Here is a 21,271-nt window from a genome sequence, read left to right on the forward strand (position 1 = left end):
AATTGAAAAAATTTGTTTTATGTTGTGTATTCAGCATTGATTTTAACATAATCATATGTTAAATCACAACCATAACTTGTAGCTGAACCTTGACCTTGATATAATTCAATGAAAATATAAATATTTTCAGCTTGAACAATTTTTTCAGCATCATCTAAATAGGAGGTTCCCTCAAATGCTAATATTTCACCATTACGTACAAGATCAACTTTATCTTTATCAGATGCAATACTTATTGTGATTTTATCTGGATCCATAGTTGTGTTTGAATATCCCACTGCAGCAATTATTCTTCCCCAATTTGGATCCCCACCAAACATTGCAGATTTAACTAAAGATGAGGAAACTACAGTTTTAGCTACTTTGATAGCTTCTTCTTCATTTTTTGCACTGTCAACATTTACTTGTAAGAATTTAGTTGCTCCTTCACCATCACGAGCCATCATTTTAGCTAGTTCTATACATACTGTATTGAATGCTTCTTGGAAATTTTTATCTATGGTTCCATCATATTTTATAATACTTGATTTTGATTTTCCATTTGCAAGTAATATTGCAGTATCATTAGTAGATTCGTCTCCATCAACAATTACCATATTAAAACTTTTTTTAATAGCTTCATTTAAAACTTTTTGAGAATGTTGTTTGTCAATTATCGCATCTGTTACTAAAAAACATAACATTGTTGCCATATTGGGAGCTATCATTCCACTTCCTTTACACATTCCACCTATATGTACTTTGTTACCATTTTCTAATGTGACTTCCACTGCAAATTCTTTAGGAAATGTGTCTGTTGTCATTATTGCTTTAGCTGCATTATTAGAAGCTTCATTACTATGTTCTAATTCAGCACTAACTTTTTTTATCATTGGTGTGAAAATATCCATTGGCATTTTTCTTCCAATAACACCTGTTGATGCTGTTGCGATTTCATTTTCAGGAATATTTAAAATTTCAGATGCTATTTTTACTGTTTTTTCACAATCTATTATTCCTTGTTCCCCTGTAAAACAATTAGCGTTTCCACTGTTTGCTATGATTAAAGATATTTTTCCATCTTTAATGATTTCTCTAGTATAATTTAATGGAGCTGCAACTATTTTATTAGAAGTATATACTGCCGTTGCTGTACTATTTGGAGCATAGATAATACTTAAACCGTATTTATCTTTTTTGAATCCATTTGCTTTAACTCCATCTATTTGACAGATTCCTCCATTGATTTTTGTGATATTTTTGTTAAATTGATTTATTGTCATTTTTAATTAGATTCTCCTATGAACAAATTTTAATTTAATATTTTATTTAATGTTAATTATTATTAAATTTATTTTTTTAATGATTTTAATGTAAGTGTAAGTTCTTTAATTACTTTTTTTTGGAACTTTTATAATTACATTAAATTATTTCTTTTTATGGGTTCTTAATTTTTAATTTATCTTTAGCATTTATTTAGGATAAATTTTAAGATTATAATTTTTTTAATTTTTATAAGAAATTTTGTAAAATTAGATATTTTATTTTAAGAAATGGTGTGTAATTTTTTTATTAAAAATAGTATATGAAAAATTTTTTGATGGTAAATCAAATTTAATAAAATTAGTTTACCCAATAATTATATTTTTATTATGTGAAAATATTTTATTTAAGGATAAACAGTAAATTTGATTGAACATTTTGACTGTTTACTTCATCTGAGGAGTTTGTATTACTTACACTTGTAACATTAGATCCATTTACTGATAATTGTTGGTTTTGATCTTGGACTGCTTGACTATGGCCGTTCATTCCAGTTGTAATACCTATACCTGTACCTAATCCGAATGCAATAAGTGAACAAACTAATAATATTACGATTATTGCTTCATTTCTAGATCTCATTATTCCTCCAAATAAATTTGTAAATTTTTTCTTTTCATTAGTAACATTTTTATAATTTAATGTTTTGTATGTTTAAAACTGGTTTATGTTATAATGCTATTAATAAATTTTATGGATAGTCTTATATATACTTTATTAAGTGAGTAAGTGTGTAATTATATGTGTATTAAAATTTTTTAAAAAAATTTAAAAAATAGTATAACTATTCTAAAAACATCAAACAATTAAAAAATAATAAGGAAAATAAATTTCAATGCAGTTAATTAATTTAAAAATATTTTTAATAGAAAATTTAATCTAAATAAGATATTGAATTATTATTTTTTATTATAAAATTTCTTATGGTATAACAATGGGTTTTTTGCAAATAAACTGATAGGTTTATGTCTTATTTTTAGTTAAAAAATAAAAATAAAGAGTGTGTAAACAATTACACATAAACATATATATTCATATATAAAGTATAAATAATAAACAAAAGTAAACATAAACAAAAGTAAATATTAAAATAAATCGTAAAGATTATATACATTATAAACTAACCTAAAGGTATATGATAGAAAAAGACGATGTAGATCGAAAATGGAAATTATCTGAAAAAACAAGAATGAACATATCATTACCATCAGATATAGCCAATTGGCTAGATGACAATGCATCATTAACTTGGAAACTAGATAAAGCAGCACGTTCCAAACAAGTAACAAAAATACTTATGGAAGCTAAAGAAAAAAGCGAAAAAGAATACTAATTTTAAAAAATATAAAAAGGATTTAATTTAAGTAGCTACTGCATAAATCATTGCAATTAAAACAACAAAAAATCCTAAAAATCCTAAATTGAAAAGGAACAAGAAATAACATAATATGAATACAACAACAAATAAACTTATCAATTTAGATTTATGGTTAAAAAATAAATTTATAATAGTTCTAACAAAATCTGAAGGAATATTATAAGCATATAAACCATTTGCCAAATCAAATACTACTAAAGATAATGGTTCAACACCTTGAACCTTAATTTGCTCTGCAATATTAGCACGTTCACCAGCTTCACGTCTAGTTTTACCAATACCAATCTTAACTTTAGCACCATTACTAAGAATATACCATGCTGAATCTAAACCCGCACGGATAGCTAAATCTTTACTTGGAAATTGGGCAATTAAATCATCTCCACCTTTACGGTAACCTTCAATAGTACCTTCACATTCTTCTTCCATAAAAGCTTTAATACCTGTCATCAATTCAACTAATTTACTACGACCATTTTCACTAATAAATTTAGTAGAATTAATTATATCAATGAATAAATAATAACTATAATCTACACTTTTAGAATGACCTAACTTAAATGGAGTATCAATAACTAAAGCATATTCTCCACCAAGTTTAGTGAAAGCTATACCTGAAACATCTCCCACTTCTTGATTAAATTTAATACTACGTTCAATAGCAGCTGCACCAGTCATACCTACTGCTGATCGTACCCCTATTTTATTATCTAAACCTATGCCAATTAATTTAATAGCAACACGTATAGCATCATTTTTACTAGGTAATTTACTAACTATTTCATTAGCAGATTCTTCAACAATTTCCCCTTTTTCTTTAAGAATAATATCAGTAAATTCTTTAATAATATAGGAAGGTTTACTTAATTCAATATAAAGATAACGATCACTACCCATGATAATATTACTTACTAATGCATATTCTTCTACAGCATTTTCTGCAGGAGTTAATTCATAGAAACTATGAATCTCAGGGATATTTTCTTTACCAACATCTCTTACAAGATTAGTAAAAATGCTTTCTGTTGTAATGTTTGCTTTTTCAAGTTCCATTAAAACTGTTTGAGTGTAGTTGAGCATGTCAACATATTCTGTTTCTAATGGTGTGGTTGGAAAGTATTTTGTTCCTATACTTATTGCTTCATAACCTGTAATTAACTTGAAAAAAAACCTAGTTAAGCTGTGTTCAGCCATCAGGTTTTCCTCCTTTTTCTAAATATATGTCAAATTCTCCGGGTTTTTCCATTAACATGTCTGATTTAACACTTACATATGGAAATTTCCATGATCCGAGTCTTGCAGCTATAGTACTTGCAATGTTTCTTGAATTGTTTTTAACAAACATTTCATCATATGAATTAATTCTTACTTCTACATTAAATGGACATATATCTTCTACTTCATCAGATACTATTATGTTTAATGCAAATTCACCGGGTTTTACGAATAAATCATTACGAACTGCTATTAATGGTCTATTAACTAAGTGTAAACGATCAGCCACTGTTACACTAATATTTCCTGCGTCGTGTACTGCTGATTTATAATCTTTAGGATGTACTAATACAAAGATTACATATGGTGCAGAGGTTTCAACATCATCCACCATTTCCATTATGTTTTTAAACATTGGCATTCTATGGAATGCATTTTCTATACGTGTTCCTACTGTTTTCTCATTAGAGGTATCTAAACGGAGTATTGCGGCTTTTGCAACATTTAAAGGACTGAATGGTTGTGTTGTTTTATCTGTGAAAACTTCCCATCTTTTTCTTTCAATTTCATTTAATATTTCATCTGCAATGTTTTGGAGGAGATTTTTAACTTTTTTAGGTTTTTTGGATTTTCCAAGTACTAATTTATCTCCTTTGATTGTAAATGGTATTCTCATGTTTTTAATATCATGAAATTCATCTGCAAAATCTCGGTATTTATCATTGGATAAAACTTTTGCATGTTCTTGTTCAGCGGTTTCAAGTATAAAGTGGTCTGCTATGTTTCCTACTGGTACTTCATCAATAATTCCATCATCGACAAGTTTTTCATATTCTTCTTTTTTATCAATACTATGACGGAGTGATGCATCCGCTATGATAAGGAATTCATGATTTCCTTTTTCTAATGCTTTGATAGCTGCTATTATATTTTTAAATTTAGCTTTACCATTATTTCCTTTTTTGTAATGAGCCACATTAGCTGCATCTATAATAATTTTCAAAATGACCACCGTATTGTAAATTTATATTGTATTTTTTATAGTGTAAAATTTATTATTAATAAATTTTAAAATCTTTAAGTATTCATTAATTAGTTATAAAATATTTTCTTTAAGAAAATAATTTTTTAAATATTTGATTTTTTTTGTGAAAAAAATATTGATTAATTAAAATAAAAATTTAATTCTTTAAATTAAACTATTATTTTAATATATTACTTTAACATGTATTTATATTTTGTTCATGGCGAAAACTAGTTTAAAAATTTAAAAATGGAAAAATAGATTATTGAAGTTTTTTATTAAAATAAAGAGTAAATTTAAAAATATTAAAAAGTATAAATTATTCACAATTTTCTATTAAATTTGCCAAATGGTATTTTAGTACCATCTATACGATTTAAGAATATTTCAATATAATCATCAGTTATATTATAAGTATTATAACTATTCACATCTTTTCCACGTAATTTAACACTTGACACAGATCCTGCATTTACAAATAATGTGTCATGCATTTTCCAAAGGTTAGGTACATGCTTATGTCCACACATTACAATATCTACATCATGGTCTATTAATGTTTTAAGTATGTCTCCTGCGTCAGTTAAAACATTTCTTTCTCTACCTGTTTGTGGTATTGGTATTACATGGTGGTGTAGGGCTACAATAGTTAATAATCCTTCTTCTTTAGCTTGTTCTAGTTGTGATTCTAACCAGAATTGTTGTTCTCGTCCTATATGTCCATAATTCACATCTGGTGCACTGCTGTCTAAACCAATTATTACCATTTCATCTTCTTTGGTAAGTTTCCAGCTTCTTTCACCAATTAATTCTTCAAATGTTTCATATCCAATGTTTCGTGAATCATGATTTCCAGGTACGGCAAATAAAGGTGCATTAAACATGTCTAAATATTTGGATACTTGTTTAAAATCTTGATAATATCCTTCATCAGTTAAATCTCCAGTTAATATAATCATATCTGGATTTAAATTGTTAATTTCTTCCATGATTTGTAAGAAAGATTTTTCATTGAAATTTGCTTTACTTACATGTAAATCTGATATGTGTGCTATTAATGTCACCTTTAACACCTCTAAATCTTATATTTAATTATCCTTGTAATTTAAGGATTGCATCTGCTATATCACCATTTGCATCTTCTAATGCTTGTTTTGCATCTGATTCAGTTACCCCTGCAGTATTTGCAACCATTTCTATATCTTCATCTGGGATTTCTAATTGAACATCAATTGGTACTTCTTTTGCTTCTCCTATAATTTGATAGGTTTCTTGTCCCATTGCATTCATTAAAGTTATATCCGGATCAGTAATTATTAATTCTTTTTCATCAAATCGTATAATTACTTCTCTTGCTCCTTCAAGAGTATCCATTTTCATTCCCATTTTCTTCATTTGTCTTTCCATTTTCTTCATTTGTTTTGGGTTCATTCCAGGCATCATATATTATCATCCAATTAATTATTATATTATATAATATTGTTTTTTACTATTTATAATTTAAATCCTTTACGTACTTTTACTGCTTGACCTGTATTAAAATCATTTATTTCTTTAGGGTTTAATAATACTTTACCATAAGCTAGTAAATCATCATTTGAATTAGTGATTAAAACTTCATCTTGCGCACGTATATTAGGATCTATATCTACTACAAATTTAGAGAAAACACTTTTCCCATCACGTGCGAATTCTTCAACACTTGAATCTACAACTATTCGGTTATTTGGATAGTTTATATTTTTATGTAATCTTTTTGCTCCTTCATCAGATAAGACAAAATTAGCATCAGATGCTCTCATATTAGCTATTAATTCTTCACCATCATAAATATGTCTAATTTTACCAGTTTTTTTACTTTTTTCAATGTTTAAATCACCATCAAACAATTGTTCTCCTATGTTTGATTGAAATTGGTAATTTGCTATTGCTTTAATTTTTCTTGTATCATCTTTTTTAAAGCGTATATCATGGGAGTGTTCATATTCTGGTAGGTCTAAACCGTATTCTCTTACTGGTCTTGCATGGATTAATACTTGATTGTAATATTCACTGAACTCTGCTAATGTATTTATTAAGAATTCAATACTATCATCATCTAAAATTTTAGGTGCGACATTTTGTGCTAAAGGATATGTTTCATCTAAATCAAGTGGGGTTAAACCAAATGGTATGTCAAGTACCATGAAATCTGCTTCTTCTGGATTTACTTGTTTTTGGCTTCCAGTTAATGTGTGGAATCTTCCAAGTCTTCCTTGATAATATTTACTGTAAGGTTTTCGTCCTCCGCCTAAAATTATTAAATCTTTCTTTTTAGGTTGATTTCGTAATTTTTCTAAGTGTCTAGTTACTGTTGCACGTTTTAATGATTCTGGTCCAGTATAGAAGAATGCTGATTTTTTAACACTTGGATCATATTTTTCTAAATCTTCACTATAATTTCCAAGTTCTCGTACGGCATCAAGTAGTGCAGGGTGTGCTCTGCAACGTAGTTCAACAAGTTCCATTAATGTACCTTCATAGATTGCTTGACGTATACGTCTTAACTCAGCAAAACTAACATGTAAGTTATGTGCTGCTATTAATTCCACTCTTTCTTTTTTAGGTAATTTTCTTAATTCATCTGGTGTGTATTTACTACATACTTCACAGCTGCATGGCATTTCATGTAAGTTTTCTAATTTTATTGTACCTGTGGTGGTTAATAATCTATCATCTTCAGCATATAATATGTAAGCTGCTGAATCGAATAGGTCACAACCCATTGCTGCACATAATGCGAATACCATTGGATGGCCTGCACCCATTAAATGTCTAGGTTTACTATCAGGTAGGTTTTTTACACTTGCCATTACTACATCTACAAGGTTTTTATAATCATAACCTTCCATTAATGGCACTACTGCTCCTATTGGGTATAAATCTGCATTTAAACTTGTTAGTCTATCTGCACATTCACTACGTAAATCTGTAAATGTTGATCCTTGAACTACACTATTTAATTTTAAATTATATTTTTTATTATTTCGGTATTCTATAGCTTCTTGAGCACGTTTGATTGTTATTTCCATATCTTTTTGTGCTTCTTCTTTATCTACATAAGGTGCTGTAGGTATATCAAGGCTTGTACCTATATCTGAACCTATTTGTTCTTGGAAGTCTACTACTTCAGTATTGCCAATATCAACATCACCATAAACACTTAATTGGAAACTACCTGAATCTGTCATTACAGGTCCTTGGAAGTCAATTAATTTATGTAATCCTTCATCTAATGCTTTTTGTTTAAGTTTTGGATCTTTATAAATTAAATAAGCATTTGTAATTACGATATCTGCACCATATTTTTTTACATCAATGGTTTGTTTTCTTGGATGAATCACAGGCATTAATGCAGGTGTCATAACTTTTCCATGTTGAGTTTTTAATACTCCAACACGTCCTCTATTATCTTTAGCTTTAATCTCAAACATAAATATTAAATTCCCTTTTTATTAAATTGTAAAAAAAAAGATTTTTATAAAAAAATTAGTATTATTAATTTAATTATATTTTTTCTGGTTTAAATATCTTATTTAAAAAAAAATATAAAAAAAATTTTTTTTATTAAAATGTTATTATGTGTGGTTTTATATCAGAGTCATGATTTGCTAATGATTCTATGCAATTTTCATTTAAACTCATATCTCTTATCCATTGGAGTGATTTATATTGTTTTTCTTTATCCATGGATATTCCTGGTAATATCATTTCTTTCCATGATTTACTTGCATATCCCCCATCTGAAAAAAGCAATACATACTTATTATTATATGTAATTTTAACAGCAAATAGCCCATCTGAATGACCTGGTATATTTATAAGTTTTATAACTCCATCTCCTAGTAGGTCATAAGATTTATGGAATGGTCCATCATTTGTATCTTTAAAATTGAATTGTTCTAAATTGATTCCTTCCCACATAGTTTTTGTATATCTTAATCTATTTTTTTGGGCGCATTTAACTTCATCTTTTGATACTAAGATGTGTTTTGCATTTTTAAGGGTTTTAATACCACTTACATGATCACAGTCAAGGTGTGTTAATAATACATAATCTATGTCTTGTGATTGTATTCCAATGTTTTTTAATTGTTCATCAATTGTTTGTCCTTTAGGTATTATTGCTTGGTTTATTTTGTATAATATTCTGGACATGTGTTTTATTTGAGCTTTTTTATCATAAACCCCTTGAGGACTTATTTCACGACTCCATCCTGTGTCAACAAGTATTTTATAGTTTTCATATTCTATAAGGTATGCTGATACAGGTAACCATAAACGTTTATCTTTAGGTGTTAATAATCCGGAGGCTTTTATTATATTAGTTTTTTCTCCACCAAATGGTATATCTGGCGCTACACATACTTTTCCACAGTGAAATACGTGTATTTTTATATTTGCCATAAATATCTAAAATCCTTATTTTAATAATCTAATTAATTATATATTTTGTTTTTAGATTAAAAAAATTTTTTTAAAAAGTAGTTTAATGTTTTTTTATGTGTTAAAAAAAAAAAAGAATTAAAAAAAAAAAATATTAATTTTAGTTTTATTTTTTATCTATTGATACTGCAAGGTTTAATATTGTTCCAAGATCATTATCTGCGCTTTGGTTAAATGAATTTTCATTAGTATATGTTCTTGTAATACTATATTTTGTATCATCTTTTACAAATTCTGCATATAATTGGTATTCGTCTTTATTTGTAATTTCTGTTCTTTGTATTGTGAAATTAGTAAAGTTATCACTTGCCATGTCAAGAGTATTTGTACTTATAACTTTGGAACCGTTAACAAATTCACCATTTGCTGCTGTTTTTATGTATGTTGTATTATTATTATTTAATTTGTTTATTTTAAAAATACTACTGGTAAATTGGTTATTTTCTATAGATATTGCCCTATCTGATGTGGATATTACACTGTAGTCATGGGGCATTTGGATTGAAAATGAATCACATTCAGCATCTTTGTTATTTACAGATATTGCTCCATAAATTACACCTATACAGAGTAGTATTACGAGGATTATGATTACAATTTTTAGCCATTTCTTCATTTTGTTATTTCACCACTTATTAAATTTTTTCTTACTTTTTCAAAATAACTATAATGTAAGTAAGTACTAACATACATATAAATCTTTTGTATTAAAAATTTATGTAAAAAATCTTAAAAAAAATTAGTGAAAAAAAATATTATAAATTAAAAATTAAATTTTACGGTGAGGATAATTATTCTTAACATAACGATCAAAATATGTTTCTTTATCGTCAACATTCATCAATTTAGTATGAACCTTAACCGGAACACGAGCAAAGTGATAAACATCCCCATCCTTTAATTCTACTTCAAGAACCTTACTGTTTTCATCGTAACCAACAGCACATAAATCTTTAGATTCAATAGGACTACGTTCCATATTAAAAACACCTCATATTATAAATTTTTAATTAAATACTTAAAAAGAGAAGATTATCTAAATATAATTTGTTAGTTAAAAAACCAACAAACAAATCATTTTAAAGCCTAAGCTAAAAAAAAGAAAAAATCTAAAAAAATTTTAATAGATAAAATAATAATCAAAATTTTCAGCTAAAAAAACAATAAAATAATTAAAACTTGAAATTTTAATAATCTTTTTCTTTTAATCTTCTATTTATTATATATGTTCTCTACAGTATATAAAATTCTCCCAAAAAATAGGGGAAATACTATTAAAAAAAGATATTATATAAAAATTAGAATATTTTAAAAATAAAGTAAAAAAAGAGTAAATGATGAAATTTATTGGGTTTAGATTTTTAAAAAATTAATTTAATGAGGTAAACCTAAATAATTAAATAATAAAGTCCAAACAAGGAACCAACAGAAAATGAATGGTACTATACCATCCCATAACCATTTAGTGAAACCTTTTAATTCTTCATCATCAGCAAAAATTTTATTACATAACTGTCCTGTAATATATAGTAAAACTATACCTACTAAAGCTGCTATGACGGGATTAGTGAATCCAAACCATCCAATTGTAAGTGCAGAGGATAATAATGCTGCAATTATTGCAAATATGAGATGTATTGATGTTACTTTAACTGTGTTATCCATTTTATCATTCCGATTATTGTAAATATTTAATATAAATTTTTTTAAGAATTAGAAATTATATATAATCTATAATTTTTTATTATTATTATATTTACTTTTACCTAGTATTTAAGTTTATAAAGAATTTGAAAAATTTTTAATAAATAAGGTTTTTCAATATAATGATGTATAGGGATTTATTTTAAATAACTAAAATTTACTATAAAACACTATTTATTAATTTTAACTCTTATATTTAATAAATGTTTTAGGATAAGTATAATAATTATTGAACGGTACTATGTTTTTTAGTATAGGTAATTTTTTTTAAAATATAGTATTAATATGATAAGGTAAATCTTAAAATATTTAAAAAATAATAAATAATAATAATTAATTTATTTTAAAGGAATGATGTCTTAATATGAAAACTATGTCAAATGTTGATGTGTATACAATAAGTTATGAATTAAACAAATTATTAACAGGCGCAAGAGTTGATAAATCTTTTCAACCCACCAATGATACTGTTGTAATGAGGTTCCATAAAGCCGGATATGGTCGTATAGACCTTGTTATGCAAGCCGGTGTTCGTTTACATATTAGCCAATACCCATTAGAAAATCCATTAACCCCTCCTAGTTTTCCAATGCTACTAAGAAAACGAGTTAAAGGTGCAAATGTTATAAGTATAAAACAACACGAATTTGATCGTGTTGTTGAAATAAAAATGCAAAAAGAACAAAATTACACATTAATCGTGGAATTATTTGATAAAGGAAATATAATACTATTAGATGAAGAAAAAAATATTATCCTACCATTAAAACGAAAACATGTAGGTAATCGAGATATTTCAAGTAAAAAAATTTATGAATTCCCTGCACAACATGGAATGAATCCTATAACAATTAATCTACTAGAATTCAACGACTTAATCAGATATAGTGACAGTGATATTGTCCGTACACTTGCACGTAACGGTTTAGGTAGTTTATATGCTGAAGAAATAATATCCCATACAAATATTGATAAAAACACAGAATGTTCTAATTTAAATAATGATGATGTTGAAAAATTATATGATGCATTAACTGAGACATTTAAACCCTTAAAAGAGGATGCTTTTAAACCTCAAATAGATAAAGAGGAAAAAGAAGATAAGAAAAAAGAATACTTAGTACCATTAAATTTAGGAAAATATCAAAATATGGAAAAAACTGAATTTAAAACCTTTAATGAAGCTGCAGATGAGTTTTACAGTAGTAAAGTAAATAAGGAAATTACAAGTGTTCAAGAACGTGCATGGAATAAAAAAGTAGGAAAATTTGAAAAAAGATTAAAATTACAAGAAGAAACATTAGAAGGTTTCCATGAAACTATAGAAACATGTCAACACAAAGGAGAATTAATTTATTCACATTACACTGAAATTGAATCTTTACAAAAAGTAATTCTTAATGCTCGAGATAAAGAGTATTCCTGGAAACAAATCAACAATACTTTAAAAAAAGCTAAAAAGAGTGGATTAAAAGATTCAAACATTTTTGAATCTATGGATAAATTAGGAACTATGACTCTAGTTTTAGAAGATACACATATCAACATAGATTGTAAAAAGAGTTTAAACGATAACGCTGAAATTTATTATGAAAAAAGTAAAAAAGCAAAACATAAAATTAATGGGGCAAATATTGCAATAGAGAATACTCGTAAACAATTAAAAGATATACGTGAACGTAAAACTGTTGCTATGGAAAAAGTGAATGTTACTCAAAAACGTGTAAAAAAAGAATTAAAATGGTTTGAAAAATTAAGATGGTTTTTATCAAGCGATGGTTTCCTTGTAGTTGGAGGACGTGATGCTAATACTAATGAAACTATTGTTAAAAAATATTTAGATAATAATGATATTTACCTCCATTGTGATATTCACGGTGCACCTTCAATTAGTATACGATTAAAAGGTGAAGAATTAACAAATCAAACTATAAAAGAAGCAGGAATTTTTGCAGCTTCTTATTCTAGTGCATGGTCTGAAGGTTATAGTAACCAAGATGTATATTACGTATCACCAAACCAAGTAAGTAAAACACCAGAATCTGGAGAATATGTGCCTAAAGGTTCTTTTATAATACGAGGACATAGAAATTATATTAGAAATGCGAATCTGGAATTAGCAGTGGGTATTGTAGATTATGAAGGTAAACGTATAATGGCCGGACCTATTGAAGCAGTAAACAAATATTGTGATAATTTTGTAGCATTAAAACCAGGACACATTAAAAAAGAAGCAATAGCTAAAAAAATCTTAAGTAAAATTGATAAAGAAAATATTTTAGGCATAGATGATGTTGTAAGAGTTTTACCAAGTGGTAAATGTGATATTATTGATCCAAGAGAAATACAATATCGTTTAATGAAAAAATAAAAAAAAGATTAAAAAATAGTATTATTCATCCTTTAATTCAGGAACAAAAGTTTCTAAAGGATTTATAACTACTGTTTCTATTTTTGGATTTAATTGTGTTACAAAATTACTAAATACTGCAGGATCTTGTTCTATAGCAGGGAAAGTATTATAATGCATTGGTAAAACATATTTTGGATTAATCCACATAGCAGCTAATGCTGCTTCGAAAGGTCCCATTGTAAATTTATCTCCTATAGGTAAAATTGCAACATCAGGTTTATAAATTTCACCAATTATAGTTTTCATATCCCCAAATAGTGCTGTATCTCCAGCATGGAATAATTTTTCACCATTTTCCATTGTTATTAAGAAACTTGCAGGTTCACCACCAGCAACAGGTTCTTCTACAACATCTAATGCTCCGGAATGTTTAGCATCTAACATTGTGAATTTTATTCCTTCAAGAACAAGTGAACCTCCTTTATTCATACTTACTTTATTTATTCCTTGTTTTGCTAAGAATAATCCAATTTCATGTATACATATTATTGGACAGTTTAAATTGTGGGATAATTCCATTGCATCACCAAAATGATCACTGTGTCCATGAGTAACACAAATAATGTCTGCTTCTATTTCTTCAACTGGAAGTGGGCATGCTGGATTATTACTTATGAATGGATCAATTAAGATTTTAACACCTTCATTAGATTCTACTAAAAAGGTTGAATGACCTAACCATGTTATTTCCATTTTTTATCACCTAATATAAATTTTTTTTACTTATTGTCTAAATTATGGGCTAAATCCCATGATTTATTAAAGTTATCTTTAACTAAATTAATAGATTGTATGTCAGTATAAACTGCACCATAATCAAAATCTATTTGATCTTCTCCATTAGAAATTATTAATGCATAAGAATCATCACTTATTAAGTTAAAGGTGTTTACTATTGGTAAAAGTTTTACTTTCACCCCATCTTCAATTAATGCTGATATTAATAATATGTATGAAGTGTCTTTAAGATTAAATTCTTGAATAATTAATTTTGTATTTAACTTACAAATATTAGCTAAAAAACCACTGCTTAACTCTTTAAGTGAAGGTACTTCTAAAAATATTTCAGATTTTGCATGTTTACCTATTAATTCAAAAGCATTTTCTGAAGTCATTATACCTTGATTACATATTACATAACTTTTTCGTAGCCTAGATCCTTTTTTAACTTTAGAAGGATTTGTTTTCTGCACGTTTTGTACATTATGAGTTTTTTCTGTAATGAAATCTGATAATTCTGTAGATTTTGTATTTTTTGGTATAAGATTATAAGTATCATCATTTATTTTATGATTATTCACATTAGAAACAATTGATGGTTTACTTATAGTTTCTTCTTCATCATAAACAGTTCCATATTCTTCGGCATAGACTGGAGTTATTGATTCAGGAATAGGTTCTTGGTAAACTGGAGCTTCAACATTTTCATAATCTAATGGAACTTCTCTTCTTTTTGGTTTACGTGTGACTTTCATTGGTTTTTCATAATTAGGAGTGAAGTTAAATTGTCTTGCAGGTGGATGTTTTTTATATCCTCTTGGCATCACACCAATTTTATTAAGATTATTTTTTCTAGAATTATTTTGTTTAGATGGTGATAGTGAAATATTTCTAGAATTTAAATCTTCTTCTGGTTCTTCATAATCATATGAGGGTTCATCCCAAACTTGAGGGTTTGAACGTAAAACTGCTTTTGAATTATATTCTGGATTGGTGAATCTTTCAGCAAATTGTTTGTTTATAGTTGTGAATATTGATTCATTATTGTATGAGTCATCTAAGGATGCTATGGATTTTGTTTCAGAGGTTAAATTGTTTTTTTTATTAGTTAAAGAGTTTTTAGTTTTTGTTATTAACTCATTTTGATTAGAACCATTTGTTATGAAAATTGATATTAACATTATTATACCGATAAATAACATTAATAAACCTAATAGCAATATAATATCTAATAAACTGTAAATTATTGATTCATATATAACAATTAAACCTATAGCGGCGAGTAAAATTCCTTTAAATATTTGATTCATTTCATCCATTCTTCTTTTACCACCATAAAACATTATTTAATAATTTTTGAAAGTTTTCCCCTAAAATTTTTTTATAAAATTAAAAGTTTAATTATTTTAAAATTTGTGTATGTGTTTTTATTTATTATACTAAATATGGTTAGTTAGTATAATTGTAATAAAATGATTATATTAAATATCCTATAATTTTAATTATAAATTAATATAATTATTTTAATATATAAAATTAATGTTTAATAATGGACAGATAAAGGTTTAATATTAGGTTATAATTAAAAAATAGTGAAAAATGGTTAAAAAAAGCAATTTATTTTATTAAAAGAGAGAATAATATTTTTTTTAGAATAAAATGAAAATTAATTTTTTATATTAATTTTTCATTTTTTTATATTTCTAAAAAAAAATTATTTAATATTTATTTTTATTCTAAGAGTTTTCCTATGATTTTTTGCCAGGATGCGTTTGTTATGTTTTCAAGTTTCATACTTGATCTACGTAATTGTAGGGCATCTAAAGGACAAGCATTTACACATGCGCCACAGAGAATACATCTTTCTTCATTAAGTGATAAAAATCCATCTTTTATTTCTAAAGCGTTACATGGACATACTTCTATACAATCTTGACAATCTTTACATTCTTCTGCTTCTGGAATTAGCATTTCTCCATCGAATGGTTTAACTACTTTTATTGTGTCTTCTGGGCATAATTCTTTACAGTATCCGCAGTAAACACAATTATTATCAATGAATGTTTTTCCAGTTATTTCTGGTTCTGGTAATTCATCAGCATACATACATGTGTCACAGACTTGTTTTATTGCATTTTGTGGACATGCTCGTTTACATACTCCACATTGTACACATTTATTTAAATCCACTTCTATATTGTTTGGTACTGCTAAATCTGTTCTAGTTGAAGATTCTGGAATTGCTTTTATTGTTATTGCACTTACAGGACATAATTCTTCACAAATTTTACAGTATAAACAGTCTTCTTCATTTATTGATATGTTTCCATGAATTAAATCTGTTGGTTTTGGTAAGTTTCTTTGGAAAAAGACTGCGTCTTGTGGGCAACTATAACTACATTTTCCACAGTAGATACAGTTTTCTTCATCAATTTCTGAGAAGTGTGTCCATTTTGGATAATTAGGTAAGTCTTGTATGTTTTTTCCGTCTATTTCTAAGTTTAATGCATCGAATGCACATACTGATGCACATAATCCACAGAGCACACAACTGTCTTTTTCTATTTTTATTTTATCTTGGTTGGTTTTGCCTCTTGAGATGTCTGCTATTGGACCTAATTCTAATGATTGTGTTGGGCATAATTGTGCACATATTCCACAACCTACACATTTATCATTTTTATGCATTAATTTTCTTTTTTCATTACCATTTCTTTCAATAACTACCATTTGAAAACCCCGAAAATTTATTTTTTATCTTTTGGAATAGTTAAAAAATGTGTCCATAATCATTTTTATTCTCTTCGCTCTTTTAATGTATTATATTTTGAATAATATTTTTTTTAACTATTGGTTATTTATAAACATTCTATAATATAAGAGTTTATATTTAATTATTTAACGAAATGAATATATAAACATATCGTATTTTTTTAAAAAAAATTGAAATAATCAAATAATTATTTCAAAAGACGTCCCTTTTTATCAATTTCACCAGCACGAATCCGGGTACTGGAAATAGGCACGTCATCAACTGCTAAAACAAAATTAATAACAATAATATCTAAAGGTTTCATACCTTTATTTTCTCTAATCTCATTAATTTTATGAGCATTAGGTTCTGTTTCGAGACTAACAACTATAGCATCATAATCTGGATCATCAATAGACGGCCCAAAAGGATCATCTAAACGACTAATATGGAAATTAGCATGAGATCCCTTAAGAAAATTATTTAAATTACCCATACGAACGTCACAAGAATCTATATCTCCTTTTAAACCCCCAAAAGCATTTGAAGTAACACCAATCTCTACTTCTTCACCAATCTCAAAAGCTTTTCCAATTAATTCCCTATGTCCATAATGAAACTTATCAAAAGTTCCACCAACAGCTACTTTCTTATACTTTTTAACCATAAACAAAAACCTTTAAAAAAAATATTACTTTTAAAAAAAATTAATCAAATTTTATAATTACCTAAATAATTATACACTTTTAATTTATTTAAAGTTTTATGAAAAAAATAATAAAAATAAGATAATGAGTTTAAAAAAAAAAAAAATAAATAAACTCAAATAATAAATTTTTAATTAAAATATATTGAATCTAAAATGGCACTACAACGTATTTATGTAAATCTGAAAATGAATACACATTCCAATTTACTACATGTCCTAAACTATTTCTAACACTAGTAGCATCAGCTGAATACCATGTGTCTCCAATAAGAATTTGTGCCCAAACATGTCCAGTAACTAAACCACTGCTAAATGTACATCCTTGACCATGACAGTATCTAGCAGCTAAACCTGCAGCCCTACAGAGAGCAATAACAAGACTAGCTTGATCTACACAGTTTCCTTTACCCGCAGATAAAGTACCAGAAGCACCTCTAACACTATTACTATAGTAACTGTAACTAATGTCATCTCTAACATAATTAAATATGGCAGTAGCTTTATCAGCTTGAGTAGTTAAACTTGAAGTTAAACTATTAGCTAAAGATATAATAGTGCTGCTTTGAGAGTTACATTTCCAACTAGTACTATTAGCATAATAAGCACTTGCATCTGCACCATTATTTCGCTCATTTAAACCAGATACAAACTGGTTAGTTGGTAAATCACTAGAAGTACCACCATTTACAGAAGAAGAAACAACAGAAACAAAATTAGGGAAACGACCATTCTCTGAATAGAATATTAAAGCTTTTACCATAGCATAAGTATAATCATCAAATGACATTTGACCTAAAGAAGTACCTACATAATTAGGATCATAACCATGATTATTAACAAAAGTAACAACTTTAATAGCAACATTTACAAGTTTATCCATATCATATTTACCATTAATATAATCTCCATTAGGATTAGGTGCAGCAGTAACATCCTTAAGAGTTACGCTATTAGTATTTCCAGAATTAATATTAACAATTGCTTGAGCAACGTAATATGCAAAATCACCTATAGTATAAGTTTTATCATTAAGAGTTATACTATCAGGTAAGAGAGAATTAGCTAAAACATAATCCCGTATAGAAATAGCTCCAGAAATTATTTGATTAATACTTATATCAGAGCTAACAGGTTGAGGATTAACAATTATATTTTGAATATCCCCATTACAAGCACTGTAAACTGAATCTCCAGAATAGAATCCTTGAATAGTATAAGTTCCTACTGCTAATCCTATAGGTATGTTTATTATACCATTTTCATCTGTAGTATAAGTATAGTTAAATTTCTGTCCAGATGCTTTAGTGAATACTATTAACATTTCTTTATTTGCTATTGTATTTCCATAAATATCAATTAATGTTAATGTGTAAGATTGACCTGAACCTTGATACATAGTAAGATTTGAAGATTGGATTAAAGTAGGAGTTTTAGGAGCAGATATTGTTAAATCAATAACAACACTACTTGGATTATAATTACTATTACCTGTAAATGAATATTTAACAGTATATTCCCCTTTAGTTAAACCTATTGGTAAAGTTGCTTTACCTGCATTATCTGTAGTTGCATAATAATCTTTACTATTAGTCCCTACGGAAAATGTTATACAAATATGTTGACCTATAAGTACTTTACCATTAATATCTGTTAAGATAACACTTACATTAGTACCATCATTTTGAATCATACTTATATTATCCGCAGTTAAAACTGTATCGGTTTTATTTGTATTGTAATTGTTAACTATAAAAGAATTAGTACCTTGACATGAATTGTAAGTTGAATCTCCTTTAAAATTATAGGTTATTGAGTAGGTTCCTGCAGAATAACCATTAGGTAAATATAAACTTGCAACACCTTTTTCATTAGTTACAATTTCAAAAGATAAACCATTAATAGAGACAAAAATATTTTTATCACTTACAGGATTACCTGATGCATCTAGAAGTGTAATATTGTATAATATGTTTTCATAATTAGTGTAAACAGTTAAATTTTTACCATTGATTATAGTATTTGTTTTAGAAACTGTTGGAGTAACTACAGAAATAGGAGATGATCCTGAAACATTACGATATGTATTATCTCCATTATAGGTATAATAAACATCATATGATCCAAGTGCAAGATTTACTTGAATATTTGCTTTACCTTCTGAATTTGTAGTTATTGTATAAGGATTAGTATATTGTGTTCCTTTTCCAAATATTACATTAACTTGTCGATTACTTAAAGGGTTTCCATTAATATCAGTTAATGAAACTGTTAAACTGTTTCCTTTAGGAACTGTATTATTTAAAAGATTAATAATAGTATAAATTCCATTAATAACAGTTAAATCCACAGAATTACTGCTTGCAGAATAATTAGTTGATCCAGAATAAGAATAAGTAACTGTATAAGTATTAGGTGCTAAGTTAATTGGTATACTCACTTCCCCATTACTATTTGTAGTTAGGAAGTAGGTTTTATTATTAGAACCAAATTTAAAATCTAAAGCTATTGTTTGACCAGATATTCCATTGTTATTTCCATCAAGGAGTGATACTATAAAGTTATCTCCTTTATATGCTGTATTTCCTGAACAATTCATTGTAGTGGTAGTTGATAGATAAGTATCCCCAAGAATGACATTATTATTTGTTTGACTCAACATACTTTGTGAAGATTGTAAAACCACCTTACTATTAGAACTATCCAAATTATTATCACTAGTTGTAGTATTTGCACTATTTGCAATATTCCCATTAGTGGATGAGTTGGAAGCAACATCCTGAGAAGTTTCAATATTATTTGAAACTTGAGAAGTACTATTAGTTAAATCTGAGATTTGGTTAATATTACTACATAAATTTGGATTGTTTGATACATCACTAGCATTACTTGCACAAACTCCACTAATACTAATAAAAAGTATTAATGACAGTACAAGAATAAATGCTTTGTTTTTTATCAAAATTTTTCCACCTCAATTTATTAAATTATAATTTTCTAGTAATTATGAAAAAATTATTTTATAATATTTAATCACCTAAAAAAAATAAGCTTTTTAAAAATATTTCTAAAAATTTAATTTTTTTTTAATCCTTTTATTTCTTAAAAAAAATATTCACGAAAATAATTAATTTTTAATATTAATAATAATTTTTTTTATGTGAAAAATAAAAGGTGTATTTTTTTGGGTGAAATATTTTTCCACAATTATTATACATATTTTTATATGGTGAAAATATATAAAACTAACTACGATAAAAAATTAATAAAATCAATGCTTTTTAATTTTAAAAGCTTAAGAAAAGTATAAATATATTTAATTTTAAATTAAAATAGTTTTTGGAACTATAAACTGAATAGGTAAGTTTAAAGTTTATAAAAATTAAAATTACCTTTGAAAAATTAAGTGAATTTGAAACTATTAATAAATATATATTCAATTATCTATTTAAAAAAAAATTAACTTACTAATAAAGTTTCATTAATTAATTAATTAAGATTTCTAAATTTAAGAGTAAATATTATATCATTATTAAAAATAAATATTTAATACTTATATAGGAGTATTAATA

General features: G+C 26.7%; 18 protein-coding genes. 2 read left to right on the forward strand and 16 right to left on the reverse strand.

The genetic code is table 11. The features are described 5' to 3' along the window. Window positions 1-17 precede the first annotated feature (17 nt). Together argJ and BP769_RS03135 are read right to left on the reverse strand one after the other, a co-directional pair. Window positions 18-1,262 (reverse strand): bifunctional ornithine acetyltransferase/N-acetylglutamate synthase, encoded by a 1,245-nt coding sequence (gene argJ / locus BP769_RS03130; protein ID WP_409197760.1) that lies wholly within the window; start codon window positions 1,260-1,262, stop codon window positions 18-20. A gap of 382 nt (window positions 1,263-1,644) precedes the next feature. Continuing rightward, complete coding sequence (locus BP769_RS03135; RefSeq protein ID WP_409197761.1) at window positions 1,645-1,884, reverse strand: hypothetical protein; 240 nt, start codon at window positions 1,882-1,884, stop codon at window positions 1,645-1,647. Window positions 1,885-2,437: 553 nt separating this feature from the next. Between BP769_RS03135 and BP769_RS03140 the strand changes: the two genes are divergently transcribed. After that, window positions 2,438-2,635, forward strand: a complete 198-nt coding sequence (locus tag BP769_RS03140; RefSeq protein WP_409197762.1) for a hypothetical protein — start codon at window positions 2,438-2,440, stop codon at window positions 2,633-2,635. A 27-nt stretch (window positions 2,636-2,662) separates the two neighbouring features. Here the strand turns inward: BP769_RS03140 and BP769_RS03145 are convergent, their stop codons facing one another. The 9 genes from BP769_RS03145 to BP769_RS03185 all read right to left on the reverse strand — a co-directional run bounded on the left by BP769_RS03145 (window position 2,663) and on the right by BP769_RS03185 (window position 11,069). Next, window positions 2,663-3,874 (reverse strand): hypothetical protein, encoded by a 1,212-nt coding sequence (locus BP769_RS03145; protein WP_409197763.1) that lies wholly within the window; start codon window positions 3,872-3,874, stop codon window positions 2,663-2,665. Next, a complete protein-coding gene (locus tag BP769_RS03150) occupies window positions 3,867-4,898 on the reverse strand; it encodes an NYN domain-containing protein (protein WP_409197764.1) in 1,032 nt (343 codons plus the stop codon). The genes BP769_RS03145 and BP769_RS03150 overlap by 8 nt, the downstream gene beginning before the upstream one ends. Before the next feature lie 344 nt (window positions 4,899-5,242). Further along, window positions 5,243-5,983 (reverse strand): metallophosphoesterase family protein, encoded by a 741-nt coding sequence (locus tag BP769_RS03155; protein ID WP_413827462.1) that lies wholly within the window; start codon window positions 5,981-5,983, stop codon window positions 5,243-5,245. 28 nt (window positions 5,984-6,011) lie between these two features. Further along, window positions 6,012-6,362, reverse strand: a complete 351-nt coding sequence (locus BP769_RS03160; RefSeq protein WP_413826100.1) for a nascent polypeptide-associated complex protein — start codon at window positions 6,360-6,362, stop codon at window positions 6,012-6,014. Between the two features lie 50 nt (window positions 6,363-6,412). Then, entirely contained in the window at window positions 6,413-8,392 is a 1,980-nt protein-coding gene (gene tgtA, locus BP769_RS03165) for a tRNA guanosine(15) transglycosylase TgtA (protein WP_413826103.1), read from the reverse strand. A 133-nt stretch (window positions 8,393-8,525) separates the two neighbouring features. Continuing rightward, entirely contained in the window at window positions 8,526-9,365 is an 840-nt protein-coding gene (locus tag BP769_RS03170) for an N-acyl homoserine lactonase family protein (RefSeq protein ID WP_413826106.1), read from the reverse strand. A 145-nt stretch (window positions 9,366-9,510) separates the two neighbouring features. Beyond that, the gene (locus BP769_RS03175) at window positions 9,511-10,020 is read right to left on the reverse strand and encodes a hypothetical protein (RefSeq protein ID WP_413826108.1); all 510 of its coding nucleotides are present in this window, start codon (window positions 10,018-10,020) and stop codon (window positions 9,511-9,513) included. Between the two features lie 153 nt (window positions 10,021-10,173). Then, on the reverse strand, window positions 10,174-10,383 hold the full coding sequence (locus BP769_RS03180) for a KTSC domain-containing protein (protein WP_413826111.1): 210 nt from the start codon (window positions 10,381-10,383) through the stop codon (window positions 10,174-10,176). Window positions 10,384-10,778: 395 nt separating this feature from the next. Further along, window positions 10,779-11,069 (reverse strand): hypothetical protein, encoded by a 291-nt coding sequence (locus BP769_RS03185; RefSeq protein WP_413826114.1) that lies wholly within the window; start codon window positions 11,067-11,069, stop codon window positions 10,779-10,781. A 403-nt stretch (window positions 11,070-11,472) separates the two neighbouring features. Here BP769_RS03185 and rqcH point away from each other — a divergent pair, with 403 nt between their 5' ends. Next, complete coding sequence (rqcH, locus tag BP769_RS03190; RefSeq protein WP_413826117.1) at window positions 11,473-13,479, forward strand: ribosome rescue protein RqcH; 2,007 nt, start codon at window positions 11,473-11,475, stop codon at window positions 13,477-13,479. A gap of 21 nt (window positions 13,480-13,500) precedes the next feature. Here the strand turns inward: rqcH and BP769_RS03195 are convergent, their stop codons facing one another. The 5 genes from BP769_RS03195 to BP769_RS03215 form a co-directional block, all read right to left on the reverse strand. After that, on the reverse strand, window positions 13,501-14,214 hold the full coding sequence (locus BP769_RS03195) for a metal-dependent hydrolase (RefSeq protein ID WP_413826120.1): 714 nt from the start codon (window positions 14,212-14,214) through the stop codon (window positions 13,501-13,503). Between the two features lie 26 nt (window positions 14,215-14,240). Further along, window positions 14,241-15,560: a hypothetical protein gene (locus tag BP769_RS03200; protein WP_413826122.1), complete on the reverse strand. Its 1,320-nt coding sequence runs from the start codon at window positions 15,558-15,560 to the stop codon at window positions 14,241-14,243. Window positions 15,561-15,972: 412 nt separating this feature from the next. Beyond that, window positions 15,973-16,971: a tungsten-dependent formylmethanofuran dehydrogenase subunit FwdF gene (fwdF, locus tag BP769_RS03205; RefSeq protein WP_413823906.1), complete on the reverse strand. Its 999-nt coding sequence runs from the start codon at window positions 16,969-16,971 to the stop codon at window positions 15,973-15,975. A 230-nt stretch (window positions 16,972-17,201) separates the two neighbouring features. After that, complete coding sequence (locus BP769_RS03210; protein WP_413823908.1) at window positions 17,202-17,660, reverse strand: phosphopantetheine adenylyltransferase; 459 nt, start codon at window positions 17,658-17,660, stop codon at window positions 17,202-17,204. Between the two features lie 190 nt (window positions 17,661-17,850). Beyond that, on the reverse strand, window positions 17,851-20,661 hold the full coding sequence (locus BP769_RS03215; protein ID WP_413827460.1) for a transglutaminase domain-containing protein: 2,811 nt from the start codon (window positions 20,659-20,661) through the stop codon (window positions 17,851-17,853). Window positions 20,662-21,271 lie beyond the last annotated feature (610 nt).

Origin of the sequence: Methanobrevibacter sp. UBA417, assembly GCF_002508845.1 — an archaeon.
GTDB classification, from domain to species: Archaea; Methanobacteriota; Methanobacteria; order Methanobacteriales; family Methanobacteriaceae; genus Methanobrevibacter_A; species Methanobrevibacter_A acididurans.